Raw genomic sequence first — 25,517 nt, forward strand, 5'->3', positions numbered from 1 at the left:
CGCGTTCGCGAGACGTACACCAGGGTCGCTGAGACGGCGAAGATCACGACCCTCATGTTGATTTCGCGAACGTCGAAGTAGGGTGACCGCCATGCGCGTCTACCTGGGAGCCGACCACGCCGGCTTCGACCTCAAGCAGGCCATCATCGAGCACCTGCGCGACAACGGGCACGAGCCCATCGACTGCGGCGCATTCGTCAACGACCCCGACGACGACTATCCGGCGTTCTGCATCGCGGCCGCCGAGAAGACGGTCGCCGACCCGGGCAGCCTCGGCATCGTGCTCGGCGGGTCGGGCAACGGCGAGCAGATCGCGGCGAACAAGGTGCCCGGCGCGCGCTGCGCGTTGGGATGGAGCGTGGAAACCGCCGAGTTGGCGCGTCAGCACAACAACGCGCAGCTGATCGGCATCGGCGGACGGATGCACACGGTGGAGGAGGCGCTGGCCATCGTCGACGCCTTCATCAACACGCCGTGGTCGAATGCCGAACGCCACCAACGCCGTATCGACATCCTCTCCGAGTACGAGCGCACCCACGTCGCGCCGCCCGTGCCCGGCGGCTAGGAATGCCCGAAGGTCACACCCTGCATCGGCTGGCCCGGCTGCATCAGCGCCGGTTCGCCCGCGCGCCGGTGCTGGTGTCCAGTCCGCAGGGCAGGTTCGCCGACGGCGCCGCCGCGGTCAGCGCCCGGGTGCTGCGGAAGGCCAGCGCGTGGGGCAAGCACCTGTTTCACCACTACGAGGGCGGCCGTGTGGTGCACGTGCACCTCGGCTTGTATGGGACCTTCACCGAGATGCCGCTTCCGATGCCGCCGCCGGTCGGCCAGGTGCGGATGCGGATGATCGGTGCGGAGTACGGCACCGACCTGCGCGGCCCGACGGTGTGCGAGGTCATCGAAGAGGGCGAGATCGACGACGTCATCGCCCGGCTGGGCCCCGACCCGCTACGCCGCGACGCCGACGGTTCGCTGGCATGGGAGCGAATCCGTAAGTCGCGCAGGGCGATCGGCTCGCTGTTGATGGACCAGACGGTGATCGCGGGCGTGGGCAACGTGTACCGCAACGAGCTGCTGTACCGCCACCTGATCGACCCCTACCGCCCGGGCACGCAGATCGACGAGTCGGAGTTCAAGGCGATGTGGACCGATCTCGTCGCGCTGATGAAGGTCGGGTTCCGGCGCGGCAAGATCATCGTGATCCGTCCGGAGGACGACCACGGTGCGCCCGCCTACGGTCCCGACAGGCCGCGGACCTACGTCTACCGGCGCGCGGGTGAGCCGTGCCGGATCTGCGGGACGGAGATTCGTACCGCGGTGATGGAGGGCCGCAACCTGTTCTGGTGCCCGACCTGCCAGAAGTAAGTTCCCTTCCGGCGATTGTGCGGTTTCATCCGCGACACGCCGATGCGCGCGTATGAGGCCGCACAGTCGCGGTGGTCCGGGTCGGTAGCCGCGCACCATCTCTGCGCGACATCTCTGCGCGAGCAGACGCAAAAACCCCCGAATTTGCCCTTATTTGGGGGTTTTCACGTCTGCTCGCGGTGGCTGGGTCTAGGTCAGAAGCCGCCGAAGTCGCCGAAGTCGCCGCCGAAATCCCAGCCGCCGCCGTCGCCGGCATCCCCGCCGAAGTCACCCTGCCCCTGATCGAAGCCTTGGTCGTAGCCCTGGGCGAAGCCCTGCTCATACCCGGTGCCGTGCATGCCGGAGAACAACGCGTCGAACAGCAGCACCGAGCCGAGGCCCCACGCGCCGGCCACCAGGGCCGGCTTCCACCACGGTTCGGAGTACCAGCCGGCGGGCACGGGCCGGCCCGCGACCTGGCCGCCGGGGAAGTAGTTGGGGGTGCGCTCCGAGGGCGTCGGCGACGCCTCGATCTCGCGGCCCTCGAAGTTGACGCGTCGGGCCTCGGTCACAGCACCGGCCGAGCGTTGCCCCGCCAACGTCTCCAACTCGGGCCCCGGATCCATGCCCATCGCGACGCGCGCGGCGCGCACGTAGTACATGCCTTCGAGCGCGCTCTCCTTGGCAAGCGCTGCCTGCCGGACGGTGGTGGCCTGTTCGATCTGCGAGCCGGCGGCGGTGTATCGCTCCGAGGCGTCGGCCAATGCCTGCTTGGACGCCTCGTCGGAGCCGGTGAGGCCGATGACCTGGCCGCCGAGGCGTTCGATGACCCGGCGCGCGTCGGCCTTGGCGTCCTCCAGCGCGGTCGCGTTGCGTTTGTCCGAGGCCTTCATCACCGCGTAGACCAGCACCCCGAACGCGACGATGACCAGCACGACCAGCACGAGCAGCACGCCGTTCATGGCGTTCAGCCTACCGATGGCACCGCCCGGTCAACCGGTCCGAATTGCGCTCTCAGCGAGCGCACCGGGGCGGGGATTGGAGCGGGCGACGGGAATCGAACCCGCGTCGCTAGTTTGGAAGACTAGGGCTCTACCATTGAGCTACGCCCGCATGTGCAGCACCAGCAGACTGTACCGGCGGCACCGGAATCAAATCCAATTAAAGGTAACGCGTGTCCAGCCCGTAGTATCTCGCGTGGTCGTTCTGTGTTTTCGGGGCGGCCGATGGGCGCGGGGTGTAGCGCAGCTTGGTAGCGCATCCGCTTTGGGAGCGGAAGGTCGCAGGTTCAAATCCTGTCACCCCGACTGCAACGTGGACCACACCAAACTTGAAGGAGCAGGAAGTGAAGAGCACCGTCGAGAAGTTGAGCCCCACCCGGGTTCGCATCAACGTGGAGGTGCCCTTCACTGAGCTCGAGCCGGAGTTCGACCGCGCGTTCAAGCAGCTGGCCAAGCAGGTGCGGCTGCCCGGCTTCCGGCCCGGCAAGGCGCCGCGCAAGCTGCTGGAGGCCCGCGTCGGCCGCGAGGCGATGCTGGACCAGGTGGTCAGCGAAGCCCTGCCGGGCCGCTACTCCGAGGCGGTGACGTCGTCGGAGGTCAGCCCGCTCGGGCAGCCCGACATCGAGATCACCAAGAAGGAGTACGGCGAGGACCTGGTGTTCACCGCGGAGGTCGACGTCCGCCCCGACATCGAGCTGCCGGATCTCGACAGCCTGGCGGTCACCGTGGACGCGATCGAGGTGACCGACGAGGAGGTCGACGCCGAACTGCAGTCGCTGCGCGCGCGCTTCGGCACGCTCAAAGGCGTCGACCGCGCCGCGCAGACCGGCGACTTCGTCTCCATCGATCTGTCCGGTTCGATCGACGGCAAGGACCTGCCCGAGGCCGCGACCGAGGGCCTGTCGCACGAGGTCGGTTCCGGACAACTTGTCGAGGGTCTCGACGAGGCGATCGTCGGGCTCAAAGAAGGCGAGAGCCGCGTCTTCACCACCAAGCTGGCCGCCGGCGAGCACGCCGGCGAGGAGGCTCAGGTCACCGTCACCGTCAAGTCGGTCAAGGAACGCGAGCTGCCCGAGCCCGACGACGAATTCGCCCAGCTGGCAAGCGAATTCGACACCATCGACGAGCTGCGCAACAACCTTCGCGAGCAGGTGGAGCGCACCAAGCGGGTCCAGCAGGCCGAGCAGATCCGCGACAAGGTGTTGGAGACCCTGCTCGAGCAGGTCGAGGTGCCGCTGCCGGAGAAGATCGTGCAGGCCCAGGTCGACGACACCCTGCACAACGCGATCCACAGCCTCGACCACGACGAGGCGCGCTTCGCCGAGGTGCTGGAGCAGCAGGGCACCAGCCGTGAGCAGTTCGACGCCGACAACCGCAGCAACGCGGAGAAGGCCATCAAGACCCAGCTGCTGGTCGATGCCATCGCCGACAAGCTCGACGTCCAGGTCGGTCAGGCCGACCTCACCGAGCGCCTGGTGCTGATGTCTCAGCAGTACGGCATGGAGCCGCAGCAGCTGCTGCAGGCGTTGCAGCAGAACAACCAGCTTCCGGTGATGTTCGCCGACGTGCGGCGCGGGCTGGCGGTGGCCGCCGTCGTGCAGCGCGCCGCGGTCACCGACACCGACGGCACCGTGATCGACACCACCGAGTTCTTCGGCCGCCCGGGCGAGGCCGAGGCCGAGGCCGCGACGGAGGAGGCTTCCGCCGAGGAAGCAGACAAGGCCGACAAGACCGACGAGGAACCTGCCGACGCCAAGTGACGCTGTGAGCGAACGCGGCCCCTCTGAGGACTGCGCGACGCCGCTGGTTGGTTAGTGTCGGGAAGAACGGGACTTTGACAGAAAGCAGGTACCAGTCGTGACTGACATGCGGTCAAACGGCCACGGACTCAACCTCGTCGACTCGGTGTATGAGCGGTTGCTGTCCGAGCGGATCATTTTCTTGGGCTCGCAGGTGGACGACGACATCGCGAACAAGCTGTGCGCGCAGATTCTGCTGCTCGCCGCCGAGGACCCCACCAAGGACATCCACCTCTATATCAACTCACCCGGCGGGTCCATCAGTGCCGGCATGGCGGTCTACGACACGATGGTGCTGGCGCCGTGCGACATCGCCACCTACGGCATGGGGATGGCCGCGTCGATGGCGCAGTTCCTGCTCGCCGCCGGAACCAAGGGCAAGCGGTACGCGCTGCCGCACGCCCGGATCCTGATGCACCAGCCCCTGGGCGGTGTGACGGGCAGCGCCGCGGACATCGCCATCCAGGCCGAACAGTTCGCGGTCATCAAGAAGGAGATGTTCCGGCTCAACGCCGAGTTCACCGGTCAGACCATCGAACGTATCGAAGCTGACTCCGATCGCGACCGCTGGTTCACCGCACAGGAAGCGCTCGAGTACGGGTTCGTCGACCACATCATCACCCGCGCCAGCATCAACGGAGTGTCGCCATCATGAGCCAGATCGATCCCCGCCTGCAGCCCGCCCACGGCGGAGCCGTGAATCAACCTTCAGCCCGCTACATCCTGCCGTCGTTCATCGAGCACTCCAGCTTCGGTGTCAAGGAGTCCAACCCGTACAACAAGCTCTTCGAGGAACGCATCATCTTCCTCGGGGTGCAGGTCGACGACGCGTCGGCCAACGACATCATGGCCCAGTTGCTGGTGCTGGAGTCGCTGGATCCCGACCGCGACATCACCATGTACATCAATTCGCCCGGCGGCTCGTTCACGTCGTTGATGGCGATCTACGACACCATGCAGTACGTGCGTGCCGACATCCAGACGGTGTGTCTGGGGCAGGCGGCGTCGGCGGCGGCGGTGCTGCTGGCGGCCGGTACGCCGGGCAAGCGGCTCGCGCTGCCCAACGCCCGTGTGCTGATTCACCAGCCGGCGCTGGCCGGGGTCATCCAGGGCCAGTTCTCCGACCTGGAGATCCAGGCCGCCGAGGTGGAGCGGATGCGCACGCTGATGGAGGCGACGCTGGCCCGCCACACCGGCAAGACGCCCGAGCAGATCCGCAAGGACACCGACCGCGACAAGATCCTGACCGCCGAGGGCGCCAAGGAGTACGGAATCATCGACACGGTGCTGGAGTACCGCAAGCTCTCGGCGCGGACCGCCTGAGCCTGGGCACATCCGGCGTGGCTGAATCGCGCCGATTGATGCTGTCGCAAACCCCGGGTATGGCACTCTTACGGCAGCCATTCGGGGGGCCAGACGGCAGGGGGGCGTGATGTTGGCGGGAAAACGACTTGGTGCTGTGGTGGCCGTGGGCGCGACGGCGACGGTGCTGCAGGTGGCGTCGCCGGCGCTGAGCCACGCCGATGAGGTGTGTCCCGCCGGGACCTATTGGGACGTCTACACCAACCAGTGCATCCCGTATTCCGCCGTCGACGTGTACCTGAACCCGACCCCGATCCTGGGGCCGAACCCGGTGGTGGGGCCCGCCGGCCCCGTCGGCGTCGGTGGCGTGGTGGGCCCGGTCGGTCCCGGTCCGGTGGGGCCGGGCCCCGTGGGGCCGGGTCCGGTGGGACCAGGCCGGCGCTGAGTGCGACGCCGGCTGCGGTGGGTGATGAAACTCGCGGTGGATATTCGCTCGGCGACGGGTAGTTTGGTTGCGGACTGCTCCCGAAGCGGTAACGGCGGCGACACGCCAGGGACACGGTCCGCGTTCCACACAGTTATCTGGGTAGACAGACGATATGTTGGCGCGACAGGCAAATACCAAAGGCGCGATTCGGCTTTATCAGTCGCCCCGTACGGGAACAAACGGGTAGCGTCGGGTTCATTCCCCCTGGGAAGCCCGACGGACCACATAGAGAAGATTCAGTACCGACTGCGAGGAAAGTAGGACCCCACCACCATGGCGCGCATTGGAGACGGCGGTGACCTGCTGAAGTGCTCGTTCTGTGGCAAGAGTCAAAAGCAGGTTAAGAAACTCATTGCGGGCCCAGGGGTCTACATCTGCGACGAGTGCATCGACCTGTGCAACGAGATCATCGAGGAGGAACTCGCCGACGCTGACGACGTCAAGCTCGACGAGTTGCCCAAACCGGCCGAGATCCGGGACTTCCTGGAGGGCTACGTCATCGGCCAGGACAACGCCAAGCGCACGCTGGCGGTCGCGGTCTACAACCACTACAAGCGCATCCAGGCCAGCGAGAAGGGCCGCGATTCGCGCTCCGAGCCCGTCGAGTTGGCCAAGTCCAACATCCTGATGCTCGGCCCCACCGGCTGCGGCAAGACCTATCTCGCGCAGACGCTGGCCAAGATGCTCAACGTGCCGTTCGCGATCGCCGACGCCACCGCGCTCACCGAGGCCGGCTACGTCGGTGAGGACGTCGAGAACATTCTGCTCAAGCTGATCCAGGCCGCCGACTACGACGTCAAACGCGCCGAGACCGGCATCATCTACATCGACGAGGTCGACAAGATCGCCCGCAAGAGCGAGAACCCGTCGATCACCCGCGACGTCTCAGGCGAGGGTGTGCAGCAGGCGCTGCTGAAGATCCTGGAAGGCACGCAGGCGTCGGTGCCCCCGCAGGGCGGCCGCAAGCATCCGCATCAGGAGTTCATCCAGATCGACACCACCAACGTGCTGTTCATCGTCGCGGGCGCGTTCGCCGGGCTGGAGAAGATCGTCTCCGACCGCATCGGTAAGCGCGGGTTGGGCTTCGGCGCCGAGGTGCACTCCAAGGCCGAGATCGACACCCAGGACCACTTCGCCGAAGTGATGCCCGAGGACCTGATCAAGTTCGGGCTGATCCCGGAGTTCATCGGCCGGCTCCCGGTCGTGGCGTCGGTGACCAACCTCGACAAGAACTCGCTGGTGCAGATTCTGTCCAAGCCCAAGAACGCGTTGGTCAAGCAGTACACCCGGCTGTTCGAGATGGACGGCGTCGAGCTGGAGTTCACCGACGACGCGCTCGAGGCCATCGCCGATCAGGCCATCCACCGCGGCACCGGTGCCCGCGGCCTGCGCGCCATCATGGAGGAAGTCCTGCTGCCGGTGATGTATGACATCCCCAGCCGGGACGACGTCGCCAAGGTCGTCGTCACCAAGGAGACCGTGCAGGACAACGTGCTGCCGACGATCGTGCCGCGCAAACCGTCTCGCACCGAACGCCGCGACAAGAGCGCCTAGCCGGCCGAATGCGTCAGCGCACCACCCGGTCCGGCCGGGTGTAGACGTTCATCGAATCACCGCGTAAAAACGCCACCAGCGTGAGACCGGATTGGCTGGCCAGGTCGACGGCCAGCGATGACGGCGCCGACACCGCGGCCAGCACTGGGACGCCGGCCATCACCGCCTTCTGCGTCAGTTCGAACGACGCGCGTCCGCTGACCAGCAGCACCGTGCCGCCCAACGGGATCCGGTCGTGCTCCAGCGCCCATCCGATCACCTTGTCGACGGCGTTGTGCCTGCCGATGTCCTCACGGACCGCCAGCGGGGCGCCGGTGGTGTCGAACAGCGCGGCACCGTGTAGGCCGCCGGTGCTGGCGAAGACCTTCTGCGCGTCACGCAGCAGCGCAGGCAGGCGCGTCAGCGTCTTCGCGGCCACGGTCGACGGATCGTCGCCGGGGCAGTGGCGGCTGCTCAGCCGCACGGCCTCCAGGGAGGCCTTGCCGCACACGCCGCACGACGAGGTGGTGTAGAAGTTGCGGGTCACGTCGACGTCGGGCATCGCGACGCCTGCGGCCAACGTGACGTCGAGCACGTTGTAGGTGTTGGCCACCACCCCCGACTCGTCGGTCGTGGTGCCCTTGCAGTACCGCACGGTCAGCACATCCTCGCGGCGCCCGATCACCCCTTCGGTGAGCAGAAACCCTTGCGCCAGTTCGATATCCGATCCGGGTGTGCGCATGGTGACGGTGATGGGCCTGCCATTGACCCGGACTTCCAGCGGCTCCTCGACCACCAGCGTGTCCGGCCGGGCCACGGTGTCTGCCGCGGTGACATGCTGTACCCGGCGCCGGGCGGTGACCCGTCCCATCACGCGCCCCCCGGGCGGACCAGGTCGGCGCGTCGGCTGCTCGGGGGCATGGGCCCAGCCTAGGACGAAGGCCACGCGCGTCGAACTCGCCGCCGACGCCATCAGACGGCACAATGGTCGCGTGGATTCTGAAACCGCAACGAAAGCACGTGCGCGCGTGTGGCGTGATCCGCTTTCGGCCGGCTTCCGCGCGCACCAGAACCTGCTGCTACTCCGGTTGCGCTGGCATGAGCGGCGCGCCGCGGCCTCGGCCGAGCGGCTGAATTAGCCCACGCGCTGCGACGATCGCTGACCCGCATTTCGGCGTGCCGGCGCGCCGCTACTGCCGAGTAGAGCGTTTTCTTAGAAATCGCGGCCGCCCCGGGGTGACGAAAAGCACACTCTTGTCTCACGACGGCACCCCGCACACACGTGAGCTGCGCGTTTGGGCTAACCTTGTCCGCGTGTCCCACGCGGGTCCGGTGAAGGCCTACCTAAGGAAAGTGCAATAATCGGTACTGGTAGTGACATAAAAAATTTTGGGTGGACGTCTGCGGCGCCGGGTCACACTGACGGCGACGCGAACGACGTTCGTCGGTAACGACCCACAAACTAGAGAGGCAGGGGCGTGGGGGCCAACGGCAACGGCGCAAGTGCAGGAACTCGGCAGAAGCTGGAGAAGGTCGTCATCCGGTTCGCCGGTGACTCCGGTGACGGCATGCAGCTCACCGGTGACCGGTTCACCTCCGAGGCCGCGCTGTTCGGCAACGACCTTGCCACGCAACCGAATTACCCTGCCGAGATCCGCGCCCCCCAAGGCACCCTGCCCGGTGTTTCGTCGTTCCAGATTCAGATCGCCGACTACGACATCCTCACCGCGGGCGACCGCCCCGACGTCCTCGTCGCGATGAACCCGGCCGCGCTCAAGGCAAACGTTTCGGACCTTCCCCGCGGCGGGCTGATCATCGCCAACTCCGACGAGTTCACCAAGCGCAATCTCGCCAAGGTCGGCTACGAGTCCAATCCGCTCGACAGCGATGAGCTGTCCGACTACGTCGTGCAGGCCGTCCCGATGACCACGCTGACCCTGGGGGCCGTCGAGTCGATCGGCGCCTCCAAGAAGGACGGACAGCGCGCCAAGAATATGTTCGCCTTGGGTCTGCTGTCGTGGATGTACGGCCGCGAGCTCTCGCACAGCGAGGCGTTCATCCGCGAGAAGTTCGCCCGCAAGCCCGACATCGCCGAAGCCAACGTACTGGCGCTGAAGGCGGGCTGGAACTACGGCGAAACCACCGAGGCGTTCGCCAGCACCTACGAGGTGGCCCCCGCCAAGCTGAAACCCGGTGAGTACCGCCAGATCTCCGGTAACACCGCGCTGGCCTACGGCATCGTCACCGCCGGTCAGCTGGCCGGTATCCAGGTCGTGTTGGGCACGTACCCGATCACGCCGGCGTCGGACATCCTTCACGAGCTGTCCAAGCACAAGAACTTCAACGTGCTGACGTTCCAGGCGGAGGACGAGATCGCCGGGATCGGCGCGGCGATCGGGGCGTCCTACGGCGGCGCACTGGGCGTCACCAGCACGTCGGGACCGGGGATCTCGCTGAAGTCCGAGGCCATCGGCCTGGCGGTGATGACCGAGCTGCCGCTGGTCGTGATCGACGTGCAGCGCGGTGGCCCCTCGACGGGTCTGCCGACCAAGACCGAGCAGGCCGATCTGCTGCAGGCGATGTTCGGGCGCAACGGCGAGTCACCGGTTGCGGTCATCGCGCCGCGCTCACCCTCGGACTGCTTTGACGTGGCCATCGAGGCGGTGCGCATGGCGGTCACCTATCACACGCCCGTGATGATCCTGTCCGACGGCGCGATCGCCAACGGCTCTGAGCCGTGGCGCATTCCGGACGTTGGCACGTACCCGCCGATCAATCACGTCTTGGCCAAACCCGGTGAGCCGTTCCAGCCGTACGCGCGGGACCCCGAGACGCTGGCGCGCCAGTTCGCCGTTCCCGGCACACCCGGGCTGGAACACCGCATCGGCGGGCTGGAGGCGGCCAACGGTTCGGGCAACATCTCCTACGAACCGAAGAACCACGACCTGATGGTGCGGCTGCGGCACGCCAAGGTGGCGGGCATCAAGGTGCCCGACCTGGAGGTCGACGACCCGACCGGCGACGCTGAACTGCTGATGCTGGGTTGGGGCAGCAGCTACGGCCCCATCGGTGAGGCGTGCCGGCGTGTACGGCGCCGGGGGATCAAGGTCGCGCAGGCGCACCTGCGCAATCTCAACCCGCTTCCGGCCAACCTCGGTGAGGTGCTGCGGCGCTACTCCAAGGTCGTGCTGCCGGAGATGAACCTCGGCCAGCTGGCGCTGTTGCTGCGCGGTAAGTATCTGGTCGACATCCAGTCGGTCACCAAGGTGGAAGGCATGGCGTTCCTGGCCGACGAGGTGGAGGGCATCATCGATGCCGCGCTCGATGGAACGCTGGGCGACAAGGAAAGTGACAAGACCAAGTTCGCGCGGCTGGCGGCTGCGACCGTCGAAGTTGGCGCGACTGGTGTGGGAGCGAACGCATGACAGATCTGGTTGGAGCTGATCTCGGCCTGACGTCGGGCACCAGTGGTGTGCCCACGACCGACCAGCCGCAGAAGGGCAAGGATTTCACCAGCGACCAAGAGGTCCGGTGGTGCCCGGGTTGCGGTGACTACGTCATCCTCAACACCATTCGCAACTTCCTGCCCGAACTGGGTCTGCGTCGCGAGAACATCGCGTTTGTCAGCGGTATCGGCTGCTCGAGCCGCTTCCCGTACTACCTGGAGACCTACGGTTTCCACTCCATCCACGGCCGCGCGCCCACCATCGCGACCGGACTGGCGCTGGCGCGCAAGGACCTTTCGGTGTGGGTGGTCACCGGCGACGGCGACGCGCTCTCGATCGGCGGCAACCACCTGATCCATGCGCTGCGCCGCAACGTCAACATCACGATCCTGCTGTTCAACAACCGGATCTACGGGCTGACCAAGGGCCAGTACTCGCCGACGTCGGAGGTCGGCAAGATCACCAAGTCCACCCCGATGGGCTCGCTGGACTACCCGTTCAATCCGGTGTCGCTGGCGCTGGGCGCCGACGCCACGTTCGTCGGGCGCGCGTTGGACTCCGACCGCAAGGGGCTCTCCGAGGTGCTGCGGGCGGCCGCGGCACATCGCGGCGCGGCGCTGGTCGAGATCCTGCAGGACTGCCCGATCTTCAACGACGGCTCGTTTGACGCGCTGCGCAAGGAGGGCGCCGAGGAGCGGCTGATCAGCCTCACTCACGGCGAGCCCGTCGTGTTCGGCGCCGACGGCGAGTACTGCGTGGTGAAGTCGGGCTACGGGCTCGAGATCGCCAAGACCGCCGACGTCTCGGCCGACGAAATCGTGGTGCACGACGCCCATCTTGAGGACTCGGCGTACGCGTTCGCGCTGTCACGGCTGTCCCAGGAGAACCTCGAGCACATGGTGATGGGCGTCTTCCGGCAGGTCAACAAGCCGACCTACGACGATGCCGCCCGCCAGCAGGTCGCGGTGGCCCAAGAGGCGCAACCGCACGACACGGCCGCGCTGCAGTCGCTGCTTCGGGGCAAAGACACCTGGACGGTCGACTAACGTCTCACCCATGACGACCACGACAGGTCTGGCCGCGATCATCCTGGCGGGCGGGGCTTCTCGCCGGATGGGCCGGGACAAAGCCACCCTTCCCTACGAGGGCACCACCTTCGTCGAGCACATGGTGAGCATCGTCAGACGCCGGTGCGCGCCGGTGTTCGTGGTGGCCGCGCCCGGGCAGGCGCTTCCGGAGCTCGATGCCGAGGTGCTGCGTGACGAGGCCCGCGGTTACGGCCCGCTGTTGGCGACCGGACGCGGGTTGCGCGCCGCCGCGGAGGCCGGCGTCGAGCTGGCGTTCGTCTCGGCGGTGGACCTGCCGCTGCTGACCGGCGAGCTGATCGATCAACTGGTGACCCCCGCGGTGGCGCTGGGCGCCGACATCGTGCTGCCCTGGGACGGGCGCACCCACTACCTGGCCGGTATCTACCGGACGTCGCTGGCCGACCGGGTGGACGAACTGGTGGCGGCCGGGGAACGCAGCATGCGCGCGTTGGCGAACTCCGTCGACACGCAACGCGTCGTCATGCCTCGGCAGCGCGCTTTGACCAACGTCAACACCCCCGCGGATCTGGCCGCCGTGAATTCTCGGCAAATTGCGTAGCAAATTACTTTAGTTTCAATCAACCATTTGTAGCGACCGGAATTGAATTCCGCGCCTGCAATTACGTCGGCAACTCGTCGTAATATGCGTCCGATGGTGCGGACCCGTGCGCACAAGGGCTTCGCCGCCCCCTGTCCGGTGCGACTCGAAACTTGGTGCGGTGCATACGGTTTCGAATTCGGCAAGTGACAATGGTCCTCAATTCGGTCACAATTGGTCACGAATTTCGGTCTGGGACAGCGGCGAAACCGCACGCTCCGGTGTCGACGGACGCATCCCATCGGCCGATCGCCTGGTCGGTGACAGGGCGCACGTGGCCGCGGCGGGTGCAGACGCCGCGGTTCGACGCGACCTGCAAGATCTGAACCATGTTGGGATCCCCGGCTTTTCATTCCGTGGCGTCGCGTCTCCCGGGGTTGTCGTCGCAGCAGGTGGCCCGGACGCGAGAACGGCTCGTCTGAGCCGAAAATCCCTCTATGACACCATCTTTGGACCCAAACCTGCCTGCTCCCGCTGCGGGGCACGGCCAGCGAACCCGTTCGCCAGTTGGGTGGTCTGCATCGGTGTGAAACGCGATGTGGTGCGGTTGAGACCCGATTTCAGGGCCCGCGTACCCGAAATCTGCGCACATACTCGTGCTCCACGTCACAAAATCATGGTGAGTTGGCTCACGAAATTATGCTGACCGCCGGCTTCTGAGATGTCCGTCGGCACGGTGAGTTACCTGCACAGACATCGGGAAAATGCCGTCGTGATCTGTCCGTGATCATTCCGCGACACGTCCTTCACCGATATGACTTCCGCCGATTCGGTTTGTACGGTCCCAAACGGCTTCATAAGGAGCAAACAATTTCAAACCCACGAACCTGCGCGTGAGTGGGGCCGCCGGGCGAGATGGGCGAGATGACACCGCCGGTGGCCGCCGGGCGGTCACGTCCGGCGAGGTTTCGGCCTTCCGCTGTCGCACCCGACCGAGACGGTGCGGCCCAACTGACGCCTGAAGAGGCACTTACACCCGCGTGTCCCGCGGGTGTCGGTGGTGCGCGCTTGGCGAAAGGAACGAAGTGAAGAACATCCGCAAGACGTTTGGCCTGGCCACCTTCGCCGGTGCGCTCGCCGTGGCGCCGATCGCGCTGGCGGGCACTGCCAACGCGGACAGCGTGAACTGGGAAGCCGTCGCGGCCTGCGAGTCCGGTGGCAACTGGTCGATCAACACCGGTAACGGCTACTACGGCGGCCTGCAGTTCAGCTTGGGGACCTGGCGGTCCAACGGCGGGTCGGGCATGCCCCACCAGGCCAGCAAGTCTGAGCAGATCCGCGTCGCGGAGAACGTGCTGCAGTCGCAGGGTATCGGCGCCTGGCCGTCCTGCGGCGGACGCGGCTGATAACAACAGACCTCGGAGGCGGCGCCGGTTCTCGACCGGCGCCGCCTCTTCTTTCTCAGAGGCCTCTTACATCAGTTAAGTAACGAATAAAACTTTTGACACTCACGTAACAGGTGACCTTCCTCACCCGACACACGGGATAACCGCAGCGGAGAGCAGCTCTTCACGCGGGCCTGGTGTCAAACGGTCGGGGAAGGACCGCAGTGATGAACATTCGTAAGGCAGTTACCAAGGGTTTGTGGGCCATCGCGATCACCGGAGGCCTGGCCGTCGTGCCGATGGCCGTGTCGACGCCCACCGCCGCGGCTGAGTCGGTCAACTGGGACGCCATCGCCGAGTGCGAGTCCGGCGGCAACTGGTCGATCAACACCGGTAACGGTCACTACGGCGGACTGCAGTTCAAGCAGTCGACCTGGACGGCCAACGGCGGCGTCGGCAACCCCGCGCACGCGTCCCGCGCAGAACAGATCCGGGTGGCCGAGAACGTTCTGCGCACCCAGGGGCTGAAGGCCTGGCCGAAGTGCGGGCCCCGCGGCGCCACCCCGGCGGTGTGGACCAACGCCGGTGTCCCGGCCGCGCCGGCCACTCCCGTCGCCACCGGCTGCGCCGCGATGCCCACCAGCGGCCTGCTCGGCTTCGTCAACCCGCGCCAGATGTGCACCGCCCTGCTCAACCCGCTGGGCGCCCTGGGCGTGACACGCTGAACTCGTTGCCCTGGGGATCGACGAACAGCCCGCCGGGCCCACGCAGCGCGGCGAAGCCGGCGGGTTCGGTCCGAAGCGTCCACTGCCAACGATTGGGCACCGCCCGTTCGTCGGTCACCCGGACGAACTTCCAGATCAGCGATTCCCAGCCTGCCGAGCCGTAGAGCCAGCGCGGGGTGCCGTCGGGCGCGTCTCTGACGTCGGCGCCGACCACCGCCGCCCACCACGCGGCCAGTTCCTCGGGACGGTCGCTGTCGGTGCACACGGCGAACACCCGGGCCGCGGCCGTGCCCTCCGGTGCGGGGTCGGGAAACGCGCAGAACTCGTTGCCCTCCACGTCGGCGAGGGTGACCCAGCCGGAATGCTCGGCCAACAGCCGCGCGCCGCAGTCCAACAGCGCGGTGACGTCGCGGGCGTAGACATCCAGGTGCACGCGGTTCTTCACGGTTTTGGGCCGCTGCTGACGGCGAAACGACAACAGCCCCCGCTGGGCGTCGCGGCCCAGCACGTCGGCCCAGAACGCCTCGACGGCACACGGATCGGCGGCCTCCACCGACAGGGCGCCCAGCGCGGTGCTCACGCCGGTTGTACGTCGAGTTCGCCGGGCAGCCGGAACGCCGACCGCGCCGCGACGGCGGCCATCTGTCGCGCCAGCACCCCCTCGGGCACCAGCACCGAGGAGCGGCTGACCAGCGTGCTCAATATCGCCGGTCGCAGGTTGACGGCGACGCCGAGCAGCTTGGACTGGCGCACCACCGACCGCACCCGTGGCCGGCGGAACGCCACGAACCTGGCGAACGCGGCGGAAAGATCGCCCACGCCGTCGACGAACCTCGCCAGGATCGCGGCGTCCTCGATGCCCTGGCAGCCGCCCTGACCCAGGTGCGGACGCATCGGATGTGCGGCGTCGCCGACCAGCACCACCGGGCCGCGTGACCACTGCCGCGCGTCGTCGCGGTCATAGAGGTCGTTGCGCAGCACGGCGCGCGGATCGCTGGCCGCCAGCACCTGTGGGATCGGGTCGGCCCAGCCGGCGAACATGGCGCGCAGGTAGGTCAACTCCCCGTCGGGTGCCCGTCCGCCCTCGGGCGTACGTTCGGTCGCGAACCAGTAGGTGTGGTCGGTTCCGAGCGGAACGTGGCCGAATTCGACCGCGGGTCCGACGACTTCACCGGCGACCTCGGGGTCGATCGTGCAGTCGGCCACCCCGCGCCATGCCGTGTATCCGACGTAACGGTTCCGCAGCGGACCGTTGAGGTGGCGCGCCACCATCGAGTGCGTTCCGTCGGCGCCCACCACGGCGTCGGCGTGAAGCGCCGCCGAGCCCGACAACGTCACTCGCACCCCGTCTCCCGTCGGGACCAGCGCTTCCGCGGACACCCCCGCGCGCAGGCTGCCGTCGGCGAGCGCGTCGCTCAGCACGGCGGTCAACGCCGAGCGGCGGATCACCACCAGCGGCTCGCCGAGTGCCTTGACGATGCGCTGCGGCGACGGGTGCCGCAGCCAGGTGCCGTCACGCCAGCGCAGCGCGCCGGCGGTCACCGTGCCGCCGGCCGCGCGCACCGCATCGCCGAGGCCCAGCTCGTCGAGCGCGGCCAGCGCGTTGGGCCAAATGGAAATGCCCGCGCCCGACGAGGTGTCGGTGCGTTGCTCGACGAGCGTCACGTCGTGACCGCACCGCTGCAGCGCGACGGCGGTCGTCAGGCCCGCGATGCCCGCACCGATCACCACGATCCGTTTCGCCATCCGATGAACGTAGCGCGTGACCCGGGCGCTTTCGCGTCCGTTTCTGCCGGAGGGCGGTGATTTCGCGCCCGGCACAGCCATGGCGCAGATCTCGACGACTTTTCTGCGACGGGCTTGTGCTACGAACGGGTCATGTCCACCACGCCGTTCGAGGATCTCGACGACTACATCGCGCTGCCCCGCGTCTCCGGCCTTGCGGTGTCACCCGACGGAACCCGTGTCGTGACCACCATCGCCGAGCTCAACGACAAACGCACCGAATACCTCACCGCGGTGTGGGAACTGGACCCCGCGGGCAGGCAACCGGCGCGGCGGCTGACCCGCGGCGCCAAGGGCGAGTCGTCGCCGGCCTTCGCCGCCGACGGTGACCTGCTGTTCATCGCCGCGCGCCCCACCGAGGACGACGACAAGCCGCCGGCGGCGTTGTGGCGGTTGCCTGCCGCCGGCGGCGAGGCGTTCAAGGCGCTGGACCTGCCGGGCGGGGTGGAGGCGGTCGCCACCGCGCGGGAGGCCGACGTGGCGGTGGTGCGCGCGCCGATGTTGCCGTCGGCGCGCACCGTCGACGACGACCGCCGGCTGCGCGATCTTCGCAAGGACAACAAGATCACCGCGGTCCTGCACACCGGCTACCCGATCCGGGACTGGGACAAGGACATTGGGCTCAGCCATCCGCACCTGTTCGGCCTCGGTGTCGACGGAGGCGATCCGAAAGATCTCGCCGGGGCGCCGGCGGGAGCGCTGCGTGAGGCGCAGTTCGACGTCAGCCCGGACGGCCGATTCGTGGTCACCACCTGGCAGCAGCCCGCGCCCGGGGCCGCTGCGCATTCGGTGTTGGTGCGGATCGACACCGACACCGGCGAACGCGTCGTGATCGCCGACGAGCCCGACGCCGACCTGTGGAGCCCGGCGATCGCGCCGGACGGGTCGGCGGTCGCCTACGTTCGGGAGTCGTATTCGACCCCAGAGAAGGCGCCGCGAATCACGCTGGGCTGCTTACGGTTTGGTGGGCAGCACGAAACCGTCGCATCGGAGTGGGACCGGTGGCCGGCCTCGCTGACGTGGGCGCGAGACGGGTCGGTGTTGATCGTTACCGCCGACCAGAACGGGCGCTGCCCGGTGTTTTCGGTGGACCTCGCCGACGGCGCGGTGACCCAGTTGACCTTCGACGACTACGCCTACACCGATGTCACCGCCGCACCCGACGGCGGGATCTACGCGCTGCGCACCTCCTATGCCGCGCCCCCGCATCCGGTGCGCATCGACCCCGACGGTGCGGTGACGGAGTTGCCGTGTGTGCCCGCGCCACGGCTGCCGGGGCAGCTGACCGAAATCGAGGCGACCGCGCCCGACGGCGCCCGGGTGCGGTCCTGGCTGGTGCTGCCCGACGGCGACGGGCAGGCGCCGTTGCTGCTGTGGATTCACGGCGGCCCGCTCAGCAGCTGGAACGGCTGGTCGTGGCGGTGGAACCCGTGGCTGCTCGCCGCGCGCGGGTACGCGGTGCTGCTGCCGGATCCGGGGCTGTCCACCGGCTACGGCCAGGACTTCATCCAACGCGGTTGGGGCGCTTGGGGCGGTGCGCCGTTCGACGACCTGATGGCGGCCACCGACGCCGCCTGTGCACACCCCCGCGTCGACTCCTCGCGGACCGCGGCGATGGGCGGATCCTTCGGCGGTTACATGGCCAACTGGGTCGCCGGTCACACCGACAGGTTCGACGCCATCGTCACCCATGCCAGCCTGTGGGCGCTCGATCAGTTCGGCGCCACCACGGACTCGGCCTACTACTGGGTGCGGGAGATGACCCGCGAGATGGCGGAGACGTACTCGCCGCACCGCTTCGTCGAGAAGATCCGAACCCCGATGCTGGTCATCCACGGTGACAAGGACTATCGGGTGCCGATCGGCGAGGCGCTTCGGCTGTGGTACGAGCTGCTCACGGACTCCGGGCTGCCCGCTGACGAGGACGGCACCACCGCGCACCAGTTCCTCTACTACCCGTCCGAGAACCATTGGGTGCTCAGCCCGCAGCACGCCAAACTCTGGTATCAGGTGGTCACCGCGTTCCTGGCCCGTCACGTGCTCGGCGAGGAGGTCGAACGGCCCGAAGCCCTCGGGTAGCGTCGCCGTCATGAGCGGAGCACAGCGAGAGTTCGACATCGTTCTATACGGGGCAACCGGTTTCGCCGGCAAGCTGACCGCCGCGTACCTGGCCACGGCGGGAGCCGACGCCCGCATCGCGCTGGCAGGCAGATCCGAGACCAAGCTCCTCGCGGTGCGCGACTCGCTCCCCGCGGCGGCGCAATCCTGGCCGCTGATCACCGCCGACGCGTCGCAGCCGTCGTCGCTGAACGCGATGGCGGCCCGCACCCAGGTGGTGGTGACCACCGTCGGGCCCTACATCAAGTACGGGTTGCCGTTGGTGGCGGCGTGCGCGGCCGCGGGCACCGACTACGCCGACCTGACCGGTGAAACGATGTTCATCCGGCAGAGCATCGACCTCTACCACAAACAGGCCGCCGACACCGGTGCCCGGATCGTGCACTCATGTGGATTCGACTCCATCCCTTCAGATCTCACCGTGTTCGCGCTGTACCGCAGGGCGCAGCAGGACCAGCAGGGACAGCTCACCGACACCAACCTCGTGGTGCGCACGTTCGCCGGGGGCGTGTCCGGCGGCACGGTCGCCTCGATGCTGGAGGTGATGCGCACCGCGTCCGCTGACCCCGAGGCCAGGCGGTTGATGGAGGATCCGTACACGCTGACCGAGGACCGGTCCGCCGAACCGGAGTTGGGGGCACAACCCGACATGAGGTGGCGCCGCGGGGCCGAGGTCGCCCCGGAGCTGAAGGGATACTGGACGGCACCGTTCGTGATGGCCATGGTCAACACCCGAATCGTGCGGCGCAGCAACGCGTTACTGGACTACGACTACGGGCGGCGATTCGAATACGGCGAGCAGATGAGCGTGGGCCGCTCGATCGCCGCGCCCGTGGCCGCGGCCGTCGCCGCGGGTGGCAACGCGGCCACCATGGCACTCGGCAGCCGGTTCTTTCATCGGCTGCCCGCCAAGCTGGTCGAGCGCGTCGTCCCCAAACCCGGCACCGGACCCAGCGAGCGTGTCCGTGAGCGGGGGCACTACACGGTCGAGACCTACACCACCACGACGACGGGTGCGCGGTACAAGGCCACCATGTCCCAGCAGGGTGACCCGGGCTATAAGGCCACCTCGGTGCTGCTCGGCGAGAGCGGCCTGGCGCTCGCCCTCGACCGGGATCGGCTCTCGGACCTGCGCGGGGTGCTGACCCCGGCCGCCGCGATGGGCGATGCGTTGCTGGCCCGTTTTCCCGGTGCGGGGGTGACGCTGGACACCGTCCGGCTGGCGTGATCCGGCTGCGCCGAAGACGTCCGGCACCCCGGTCCACTGGATTACTGTCGGCAGATACACACTCTCGGGGGACGAAGGTGGATACGCGATGGCCGGCCTCGACGAACTCTTCAATCAGATTCCCACCCAGGAGATCGCCGCCAAGTTGGGCGCCGACGAGAACGAGGTGAACAACGCCGTCCGCACCCTGGTGCCCGTCCTCGTCGGAGGATTGCAGCAGAACGCCCAAGACGCCGGGGCTGCGTCCAACATCGAGTCCGCGGCCACCAACCACGCGGCCAGCGGCCTGCTGGATGGCGGCGTCAGTGTCGAGCAGGTCGACGAGGCCGACGGCTCAAAGGCCGTCGCGCGGATCTTCGGCGGCAACGACACCACCCAGGTCGCGTCGGCCTTGGCGGGTGGCGGCGCAGGCAACAGTGAACTGATCCAGAAGCTGCTGCCGATTCTGGCTCCGATCGTGCTTGCCTATATCGGCAAGCAACTGTCGAGGGGGTCTGCCGAACCGCAGGCTCAGCAGCCCGGCGGCGGTGGGCTCGCCGACGTGCTGGGCGGGATCCTCGGCGGGACCGGCGGTGGTGGCGGAAACAACCCGCTGGGCAGCATCCTCGGCAGCGTGTTGGGCGGCAACCAGGGCGGCGCGCTCGGCGACATCCTCGGCGGGCTCTTGGGCGGCAAGAAGTAACTGCTCGGCGCCGGTTAGGCCCACCGGGCTTGCATCGGCCGGCTCTTCCTAGAATTGCGGGGTGACCTCAACCCCTCGTCGCGCCGCCGATCCCGGCGTTGAAGCTTTACCCAAGTCGTGGGACCCGGGCGCGGTGGAGTCTGACCTGTACGAGGGTTGGGTCAGGGCCGGCTACTTCACCGCCGACGTGAACAGCCCCAAGCCCGCCTATTCGATCGTGCTGCCCCCGCCGAACGTGACCGGCAGCCTGCACATGGGCCACGCGCTCGACCACACGCTGATGGACGCGCTGACCCGGCGCAAGCGGATGCAGGGCTACGAGGTGCTGTGGCTGCCCGGCATGGACCACGCCGGGATCGCCACCCAGTCCGTGGTCGAGAAGCAGCTGGCCGTCGACGGCAAGACCAAAGAGGACTTCGGCCGTGAGCTGTTCGTCGACAAGGTGTGGGACTGGAAGCGCGAGTCCGGCGGCACCATCCAGGCCCAGATGCGGCGCATCGGCGACGGCGTGGACTGGAGCCGCGACCGGTTCACCATGGACGAGGGGCTGTCGCGGGCGGTCCGCACGATCTTCAAGCGGCTGTTCGACGCCGGCCTGATCTACCGCGCCGAACGGCTGGTCAACTGGTCACCGGTGCTGGAGACCGCCGTCTCCGATCTCGAGGTCAAATACGAGGACGTCGACGGCGAGTTGGTGTCGTTCCGCTACGGGTCGCTGTCCGACGACGAGGCGCACATCGTGGTGGCCACCACCCGGATGGAGACGATGCTCGGGGACACCGCGATCGCCGTGCACCCCGACGACGAGCGCTACCGCCATCTGGTCGGCAAGAAGTTGCCGCATCCGTTCCTCGACCGCGAAATCGTCGTCGTGGCCGACGAACACGTCGATCCGGAATTCGGTACCGGCGCGGTGAAGGTCACCCCCGCCCACGACCCCAACGACTTCGAGATCGGGATGCGCCACGGGCTGCCGATGCCGACCATCATGGACACCAAGGCCCGGATCACCGACACCGGAACGCAGTTCGACGGGATGGACCGGTTCGAGGCCCGGGTGAAGGTACGCGAGGCGCTGGCCGCCCAGGGCCGCATCGTCGAGGAGAAGCGGCCGTATTCGCACAGCGTCGGGCACTCCGAACGCAGCGGCGAACCGATCGAACCCCGGTTGTCACTGCAGTGGTGGGTCAAGGTCGACGACCTCGCCAAGGCTGCAGGTGACGCAGTGCGCAACGGCGACACCGTGATTCACCCCAAGAGCCTGGAACCACGCTGGTTCGCCTGGGTGGACAACATGCACGACTGGTGTATTTCGCGCCAACTGTGGTGGGGCCACCGCATCCCGATCTGGCACGGACCCAACGGTGAGATGGTGTGTGTGGGGCCGGACGAGACACCGCCCGAGGGCTGGGAACAAGACCCCGACGTGCTGGACACCTGGTTCTCGTCGGCGTTGTGGCCGTTCTCCACGATGGGCTGGCCCGACCACACGCCTGAACTCCAGAAGTTCTATCCCACAACGGTTCTGGTCACCGGTTACGACATCCTGTTCTTCTGGGTGGCCAGGATGATGATGTTCGGCACGTTCGTCGCCAACGACGACGCGATCACCGACTACGGCAGGCGTGGACCGCAGGTGCCGTTCAAGAACGTCTTCCTGCACGGGCTCATCCGCGACGAGTTCGGCCGCAAGATGAGCAAGTCGCGGGGCAACGGCATCGATCCGCTGGACTGGGTGGAGAAGTACGGCGCCGACGCGCTGCGCTTCACGCTGGCCCGCGGCGCCAGCCCCGGCGGCGACTTGTCCATCGGCGACGACCACGCGCGCGCGTCGCGCAACTTCGCCACCAAGCTCTTCAACGCCACCCGCTTCGCGCTGATGAACGGCGCCCGCCCCGCCGAGCTGCCGGACGCTTCCGAGCTGACCGACGCCGACCGCTGGATCCTGGGCCGGATGGAGCTGGTGCGCGCCGAAGTGGACGCGGCGTTCGACGGCTACGAGTTCAGCCGGGCCTGCGAAGCGCTCTACCACTTCGCGTGGGACGAGTTCTGCGACTGGTACGTCGAGCTGGCCAAAGTGCAACTGACAGAAGGTATCGAGCACACGACCGGGGTGCTGGCCAAGGTCCTGGACACGTTGCTCAAGCTGCTGCACCCGGTGATGCCGTTCGTCACCGAAGTGTTGTGGAAAACGCTCACCGGCGAGGAGTCACTGGTGGTGGCCGACTGGCCCGAACCCAGCGGCTTCGCGTTGGACCCCGATGCCGCCCGGCGGGTCGCCGATATGCAGAAGTTGATCACCGAGGTGCGCCGGTTCCGCAGCGACCAGGGCCTCAACGACCGGCAGAAGGTGCCCGCAAGGCTGACCGACATCGACTCCGCCGATCTGGCCGCGCAGGTGCCCGCCGTCAGCGCGTTGGCATGGCTGACCGCCGCCGATGACGGGTTCACCCCGACGGCCGCCATCGAGGTGCGGCTGTCGAAGGGCACCGTCACGGTCGAGGTGGACACCTCGGCAAGCGTCGACGTGGCCGCCGAGCGGCGTCGCCTGGAAAAGGACCTCGCCGCCGCGCAGAAGGAATTGGCAAACACCACAAGCAAACTCGGCAACGAAGCGTTTCTCGCCAAGGCCCCCGCCGAGGTGGTCGAGAAGATTCGCGGGCGCCAACGGGTGGCCGAAGAGGAAGTCGAGCGCATCACCGCGAGGCTGGCATCGCTGAAATGACCGATCCGGCGGATCCGCCGCGGCCGGACCCCGACCCGACCCCGGACGAGGTGGCGGCACTGCTTCAAGTCGAGCACCTACTCGACCAGCGTTGGCCCGAAACCAAACTCGAACCGAGCACCGCACGCATCGCGGCGTTGATGGAACTGCTCGGATCACCCCAGCTGAATCATCCGTCGATCCATATCGCGGGCACCAACGGCAAGACGTCGGTGGCGCGTATGGTCGACGCCCTGCTGACCGCGCTGCATCGGCGCACCGGGCGCACCACCAGCCCGCACCTGCAGTCGGCCGTGGAACGCATCGCGATCGACGGTAAACCCGTCACGCCGGCGCAGTACGTGGCGACCTACCGCGAGATCGAGCCGTTCGTGCACCTGGTCGACGAGCAGGCGGCGAAGACCGGCGGGCCCGCGCTGAGCAAGTTCGAGGTGGTCACGGCGATGGCGTTCGCCGCGTTCGCCGACGCACCGGTCGATGTGGCGGTCGTGGAGGTCGGGCTCGGCGGCCGCTGGGACGCCACCAACATCATCAACGCCCCGGTCGCCGTCGTCACCCCGATCTCGGTGGACCACGTCGACTACCTCGGCAGCACCGTCGCCGAAATCGCCGGGGAGAAGGCGGGAATCATCACCAAGCAAGACGACGACCTGGTCCCCACCGACACCGTGGCCGTCATCGCGCGCCAGACGCCCGAGGCGATGGAGGCGCTGCTGCGCCAAGCCGTGCGGGCCGACGCCGCCGTCGCACGCGAGGACTCCGAGTTCGCGGTGCTCGGCAGGCAGGTCGCGGTCGGCGGGCAACTTCTGGAACTGCAGGGCCTCGGCGGGGTGTACTCCGACATCTATCTGCCGCTGCACGGTGAACATCAAGCCCACAACGCGGTGCTCGCTCTCGCCGCCGTGGAGGCGTTCTTCGGCGCGGGCGCGCAGCGTCAACTCGACGTCGGCGCGATACGCGCCGGCTTCGCCGCGGTCACCAGCCCGGGTCGGCTGGAACGAATGCGCAGCGCGCCAACGGTGTTCATCGACTCCGCGCACAACCCGGCCGGGGCGTCGGCGCTGGCGCAGGCGCTCACCGAGGAATTCGACTTCCGCACCCTGGTCGGCGTCGTCTCGGTGATGGGGGACAAGGACGTCGACGGCATCCTCACCGCCCTCGAGGCGGTGCTCGACCAGATCGTGGTGACGCACAACGGTTCGCCGCGCGCGCTCGACGTCGAGGCGCTGGCGCTGCGCGCCGAGGAGCGGTTCGGTCCCGAACGCGTCGTCACCGCCGCCACCCTGCCCGATGCGATCGAGACCGCGACGGCGATCGTGGAGGAATCGGCCCAGGACGGCGAGTCGTTCGGCGGTGCGGGCATCGTGATCACCGGTTCGGTGGTGACGGCGGGCGCGGCGCGGACGCTGTTCGGAAAGGATCCCCAGTGAGCCAAGCACCGGACCCGTGGAAGAGCTTTCGCGGGGTGATGGCCGGCACGCTGATTCTGGAGGCCATCGTGGTGCTGCTGGCGTTGCCGGTGGTGGCGCGCATCGGCGGCGGGCTGACCGCGGCCAGCGGCGGCTACCTCGTCGGGCTCGCGGTGCTGCTGGTGTTGCTGTGCGGGTTGCAGGGCCGGTCGTGGGCGATCTGGCTGAACCTGGCCGTGCAGCTGGTGTTCATCGCGGGGGTCGTCGTCCATGTCGCGATCGGCCTGATCGGGGTCGTCTTCCTGGTGGTGTGGCTGGTGATCGCCTACCTGCGTGGCGAGGTGCTGCGCAGGCAGAAACGCGGGCTCTTGCCCGGGCAGCAGCAGCCGCCCGACTAGGCTGTCGGCCGTGACTGAGCGGACCCTGGTGTTGATCAAGCCCGACGGCGTCAAACGAGGCCTGATCGGAGAAGTCCTCAGCCGGATCGAGCGGAAGGGCCTGGCGATCGTGGCCCTGCAGCTCAAGGACGTCAGCGACGACCTGGCCCGTCGGCACTACGCCGAACACGAGGACAAACCGTTCTTCGATTCGCTGCTGGAGTTCATCACCTCGGGCCCCGTCGTGACGGCCATCGTCGAGGGCCCCCGGGCGATCGCGGCGTTCCGCCAGATCGCCGGCGGCACCGATCCGGTGGAGAAGGCCGCGCCCGGCACGATCCGCGGCGACCTGGCCCTGGTCACCCAGGACAACATCGTGCACGGCTCGGATTCCCCGGAGTCGGCGGCCCGCGAGATCGCGCTCTGGTTTCCCGGCAGCTGACTCCGCGATATTGCCTGCTCGCGCGGCCTGGTCGGGTGGGGTGGCGTGATGTGGGATACTTGCCTCGGGTGACCGGCCTGTAAGCGGGGCTGGAAACCCGAATGAA

23 protein-coding genes, 2 tRNA genes and 1 pseudogene are annotated in these 25,517 nt (G+C 67.7%); 21 read left to right on the forward strand and 5 right to left on the reverse strand.

Features of this window, described 5'->3' with window-relative positions:
- Positions 1–91 precede the first annotated feature (91 nt).
- Together G6N28_RS20105 and G6N28_RS20110 are read left to right on the forward strand one after the other, a co-directional pair.
- Positions 92–565, forward strand: coding sequence for a ribose-5-phosphate isomerase (locus G6N28_RS20105; RefSeq protein WP_163903333.1), 474 nt, complete (start codon positions 92–94; stop codon positions 563–565).
- 2 nt (positions 566–567) lie between these two features.
- The gene (locus G6N28_RS20110; protein ID WP_163903335.1) at positions 568–1,362 is read left to right on the forward strand and encodes an Fpg/Nei family DNA glycosylase; all 795 of its coding nucleotides are present in this window, start codon (positions 568–570) and stop codon (positions 1,360–1,362) included.
- Between the two features lie 194 nt (positions 1,363–1,556).
- Here the strand turns inward: G6N28_RS20110 and G6N28_RS20115 are convergent, their stop codons facing one another.
- Both G6N28_RS20115 and G6N28_RS20120 read right to left on the reverse strand, forming a co-directional pair.
- The gene (locus tag G6N28_RS20115; RefSeq protein ID WP_163903337.1) at positions 1,557–2,303 is read right to left on the reverse strand and encodes a DUF1542 domain-containing protein; all 747 of its coding nucleotides are present in this window, start codon (positions 2,301–2,303) and stop codon (positions 1,557–1,559) included.
- 77 nt (positions 2,304–2,380) lie between these two features.
- Positions 2,381–2,454: transfer RNA gene (locus G6N28_RS20120), tRNA-Gly, on the reverse strand.
- A gap of 120 nt (positions 2,455–2,574) precedes the next feature.
- Between G6N28_RS20120 and G6N28_RS20125 the strand changes: the two genes are divergently transcribed.
- The 6 genes and pseudogenes from G6N28_RS20125 to clpX all read left to right on the forward strand — a co-directional run bounded on the left by G6N28_RS20125 (position 2,575) and on the right by clpX (position 7,484).
- Positions 2,575–2,648 (forward strand) — tRNA-Pro (locus G6N28_RS20125).
- A gap of 38 nt (positions 2,649–2,686) precedes the next feature.
- Entirely contained in the window at positions 2,687–4,102 is a 1,416-nt protein-coding gene (tig, locus tag G6N28_RS20130; protein WP_163903340.1) for a trigger factor, read from the forward strand.
- Between the two features lie 94 nt (positions 4,103–4,196).
- Positions 4,197–4,796 (forward strand): annotated as a pseudogene (locus tag G6N28_RS20135) (ATP-dependent Clp protease proteolytic subunit); the annotation flags it as partial.
- The gene (locus G6N28_RS20140) at positions 4,793–5,464 is read left to right on the forward strand and encodes an ATP-dependent Clp protease proteolytic subunit (RefSeq protein WP_163903342.1); all 672 of its coding nucleotides are present in this window, start codon (positions 4,793–4,795) and stop codon (positions 5,462–5,464) included. The pseudogene G6N28_RS20135 and the gene G6N28_RS20140, both read left to right, overlap by 4 nt.
- Positions 5,465–5,603: 139 nt before the next feature.
- A complete protein-coding gene (locus G6N28_RS26870; RefSeq protein ID WP_407664981.1) occupies positions 5,604–5,888 on the forward strand; it encodes a hypothetical protein in 285 nt (94 codons plus the stop codon).
- Between the two features lie 315 nt (positions 5,889–6,203).
- A complete protein-coding gene (gene clpX / locus G6N28_RS20150; RefSeq protein ID WP_163903344.1) occupies positions 6,204–7,484 on the forward strand; it encodes an ATP-dependent Clp protease ATP-binding subunit ClpX in 1,281 nt (426 codons plus the stop codon).
- A gap of 13 nt (positions 7,485–7,497) precedes the next feature.
- On the opposite strand, the gene fdhD is transcribed toward clpX, so the two are convergent.
- Positions 7,498–8,334 carry a formate dehydrogenase accessory sulfurtransferase FdhD gene (gene fdhD / locus G6N28_RS20155; protein ID WP_163903347.1) on the reverse strand — a complete coding sequence of 279 codons (837 nt, stop codon included), beginning with the start codon at positions 8,332–8,334 and terminating at the stop codon, positions 7,498–7,500.
- A gap of 121 nt (positions 8,335–8,455) precedes the next feature.
- Here fdhD and G6N28_RS20160 point away from each other — a divergent pair, with 121 nt between their 5' ends.
- From G6N28_RS20160 to G6N28_RS20185, 6 genes are all read left to right on the forward strand, one after another.
- Positions 8,456–8,602 carry a hypothetical protein gene (locus tag G6N28_RS20160; protein WP_163903349.1) on the forward strand — a complete coding sequence of 49 codons (147 nt, stop codon included), beginning with the start codon at positions 8,456–8,458 and terminating at the stop codon, positions 8,600–8,602.
- A 339-nt stretch (positions 8,603–8,941) separates the two neighbouring features.
- Positions 8,942–10,888, forward strand: a complete 1,947-nt coding sequence (locus G6N28_RS20165) for a 2-oxoacid:acceptor oxidoreductase subunit alpha (RefSeq protein WP_163903351.1) — start codon at positions 8,942–8,944, stop codon at positions 10,886–10,888.
- A complete protein-coding gene (locus tag G6N28_RS20170; protein ID WP_163903353.1) occupies positions 10,885–11,955 on the forward strand; it encodes a 2-oxoacid:ferredoxin oxidoreductase subunit beta in 1,071 nt (356 codons plus the stop codon). The genes G6N28_RS20165 and G6N28_RS20170 overlap by 4 nt, the downstream gene beginning before the upstream one ends.
- Before the next feature lie 10 nt (positions 11,956–11,965).
- The gene (gene mobA, locus G6N28_RS20175) at positions 11,966–12,556 is read left to right on the forward strand and encodes a molybdenum cofactor guanylyltransferase (RefSeq protein ID WP_163903355.1); all 591 of its coding nucleotides are present in this window, start codon (positions 11,966–11,968) and stop codon (positions 12,554–12,556) included.
- A 1,064-nt stretch (positions 12,557–13,620) separates the two neighbouring features.
- The gene (locus tag G6N28_RS20180; protein WP_163903357.1) at positions 13,621–13,941 is read left to right on the forward strand and encodes a transglycosylase family protein; all 321 of its coding nucleotides are present in this window, start codon (positions 13,621–13,623) and stop codon (positions 13,939–13,941) included.
- A gap of 206 nt (positions 13,942–14,147) precedes the next feature.
- Positions 14,148–14,645 (forward strand): transglycosylase family protein, encoded by a 498-nt coding sequence (locus G6N28_RS20185; RefSeq protein ID WP_163903359.1) that lies wholly within the window; start codon positions 14,148–14,150, stop codon positions 14,643–14,645.
- Here the strand turns inward: G6N28_RS20185 and G6N28_RS20190 are convergent.
- The gene (locus G6N28_RS20190) at positions 14,611–15,225 is read right to left on the reverse strand and encodes a VOC family protein (protein ID WP_128110960.1); all 615 of its coding nucleotides are present in this window, start codon (positions 15,223–15,225) and stop codon (positions 14,611–14,613) included. The genes G6N28_RS20185 and G6N28_RS20190 overlap by 35 nt on opposite strands.
- Positions 15,222–16,472, reverse strand: a complete 1,251-nt coding sequence (locus G6N28_RS20195; protein ID WP_407664982.1) for an FAD-dependent oxidoreductase — start codon at positions 16,470–16,472, stop codon at positions 15,222–15,224. The genes G6N28_RS20190 and G6N28_RS20195 overlap by 4 nt, the downstream gene beginning before the upstream one ends.
- 51 nt (positions 16,473–16,523) lie before the next feature.
- On the opposite strand from G6N28_RS20195, the gene G6N28_RS20200 reads away from it, so the two are divergent.
- From G6N28_RS20200 to ndk, 7 genes are all read left to right on the forward strand, one after another.
- Positions 16,524–18,509: a S9 family peptidase gene (locus tag G6N28_RS20200; RefSeq protein ID WP_163903363.1), complete on the forward strand. Its 1,986-nt coding sequence runs from the start codon at positions 16,524–16,526 to the stop codon at positions 18,507–18,509.
- Positions 18,510–18,519: 10 nt separating this feature from the next.
- Entirely contained in the window at positions 18,520–19,776 is a 1,257-nt protein-coding gene (locus tag G6N28_RS20205; protein WP_163903365.1) for a saccharopine dehydrogenase family protein, read from the forward strand.
- An 88-nt stretch (positions 19,777–19,864) separates the two neighbouring features.
- Positions 19,865–20,458, forward strand: coding sequence for a DUF937 domain-containing protein (locus G6N28_RS20210; RefSeq protein WP_163903367.1), 594 nt, complete (start codon positions 19,865–19,867; stop codon positions 20,456–20,458).
- A 61-nt stretch (positions 20,459–20,519) separates the two neighbouring features.
- Positions 20,520–23,183 (forward strand): valine--tRNA ligase, encoded by a 2,664-nt coding sequence (locus G6N28_RS20215; RefSeq protein WP_163903376.1) that lies wholly within the window; start codon positions 20,520–20,522, stop codon positions 23,181–23,183.
- Positions 23,180–24,613 carry a bifunctional tetrahydrofolate synthase/dihydrofolate synthase gene (gene folC / locus G6N28_RS20220; protein WP_163903378.1) on the forward strand — a complete coding sequence of 478 codons (1,434 nt, stop codon included), beginning with the start codon at positions 23,180–23,182 and terminating at the stop codon, positions 24,611–24,613. The genes G6N28_RS20215 and folC overlap by 4 nt, the downstream gene beginning before the upstream one ends.
- A 38-nt stretch (positions 24,614–24,651) precedes the next feature.
- Positions 24,652–24,990 (forward strand): DUF4233 domain-containing protein, encoded by a 339-nt coding sequence (locus G6N28_RS20225; RefSeq protein ID WP_163906475.1) that lies wholly within the window; start codon positions 24,652–24,654, stop codon positions 24,988–24,990.
- Positions 24,991–25,000: 10 nt separating this feature from the next.
- The gene (ndk, locus tag G6N28_RS20230) at positions 25,001–25,411 is read left to right on the forward strand and encodes a nucleoside-diphosphate kinase (RefSeq protein ID WP_163903380.1); all 411 of its coding nucleotides are present in this window, start codon (positions 25,001–25,003) and stop codon (positions 25,409–25,411) included.
- Positions 25,412–25,517: the final 106 nt, after the last annotated feature.

The sequence above is a fragment of the Mycolicibacterium pulveris genome, from assembly GCF_010725725.1.
Classification (GTDB): Bacteria; Actinomycetota; Actinomycetes; order Mycobacteriales; family Mycobacteriaceae; genus Mycobacterium; species Mycobacterium pulveris.

What these genes read in the sequence shown, in the direction of transcription:
- G6N28_RS20205 (WP_163903365.1), top strand. Translation starts at nt 18,520, where the DNA reads ATGAGCGGAGCACAGCGAGAGTTCGACATCGTTCTATACGGGGCAACC.
- fdhD (WP_163903347.1), bottom strand. Translation starts at nt 8,334, where the DNA reads ATGGGACGGGTCACCGCCCGGCGCCGGGTACAGCATGTCACCGCGGCA.
- G6N28_RS20185 (WP_163903359.1), top strand. Translation starts at nt 14,148, where the DNA reads ATGAACATTCGTAAGGCAGTTACCAAGGGTTTGTGGGCCATCGCGATC.
- G6N28_RS20140 (WP_163903342.1), top strand. Translation starts at nt 4,793, where the DNA reads ATGAGCCAGATCGATCCCCGCCTGCAGCCCGCCCACGGCGGAGCCGTG.
- folC (WP_163903378.1), top strand. Translation starts at nt 23,180, where the DNA reads ATGACCGATCCGGCGGATCCGCCGCGGCCGGACCCCGACCCGACCCCG.
- G6N28_RS20210 (WP_163903367.1), top strand. Translation starts at nt 19,865, where the DNA reads ATGGCCGGCCTCGACGAACTCTTCAATCAGATTCCCACCCAGGAGATC.
- G6N28_RS20225 (WP_163906475.1), top strand. Translation starts at nt 24,652, where the DNA reads ATGGCCGGCACGCTGATTCTGGAGGCCATCGTGGTGCTGCTGGCGTTG.
- G6N28_RS20170 (WP_163903353.1), top strand. Translation starts at nt 10,885, where the DNA reads ATGACAGATCTGGTTGGAGCTGATCTCGGCCTGACGTCGGGCACCAGT.
- mobA (WP_163903355.1), top strand. Translation starts at nt 11,966, where the DNA reads ATGACGACCACGACAGGTCTGGCCGCGATCATCCTGGCGGGCGGGGCT.
- clpX (WP_163903344.1), top strand. Translation starts at nt 6,204, where the DNA reads ATGGCGCGCATTGGAGACGGCGGTGACCTGCTGAAGTGCTCGTTCTGT.
- G6N28_RS20115 (WP_163903337.1), bottom strand. Translation starts at nt 2,303, where the DNA reads ATGAACGGCGTGCTGCTCGTGCTGGTCGTGCTGGTCATCGTCGCGTTC.
- G6N28_RS20110 (WP_163903335.1), top strand. Translation starts at nt 568, where the DNA reads ATGCCCGAAGGTCACACCCTGCATCGGCTGGCCCGGCTGCATCAGCGC.
- G6N28_RS20195 (WP_407664982.1), bottom strand. Translation starts at nt 16,472, where the DNA reads ATGGCTGTGCCGGGCGCGAAATCACCGCCCTCCGGCAGAAACGGACGC.
- G6N28_RS20200 (WP_163903363.1), top strand. Translation starts at nt 16,524, where the DNA reads ATGTCCACCACGCCGTTCGAGGATCTCGACGACTACATCGCGCTGCCC.
- G6N28_RS20105 (WP_163903333.1), top strand. Translation starts at nt 92, where the DNA reads ATGCGCGTCTACCTGGGAGCCGACCACGCCGGCTTCGACCTCAAGCAG.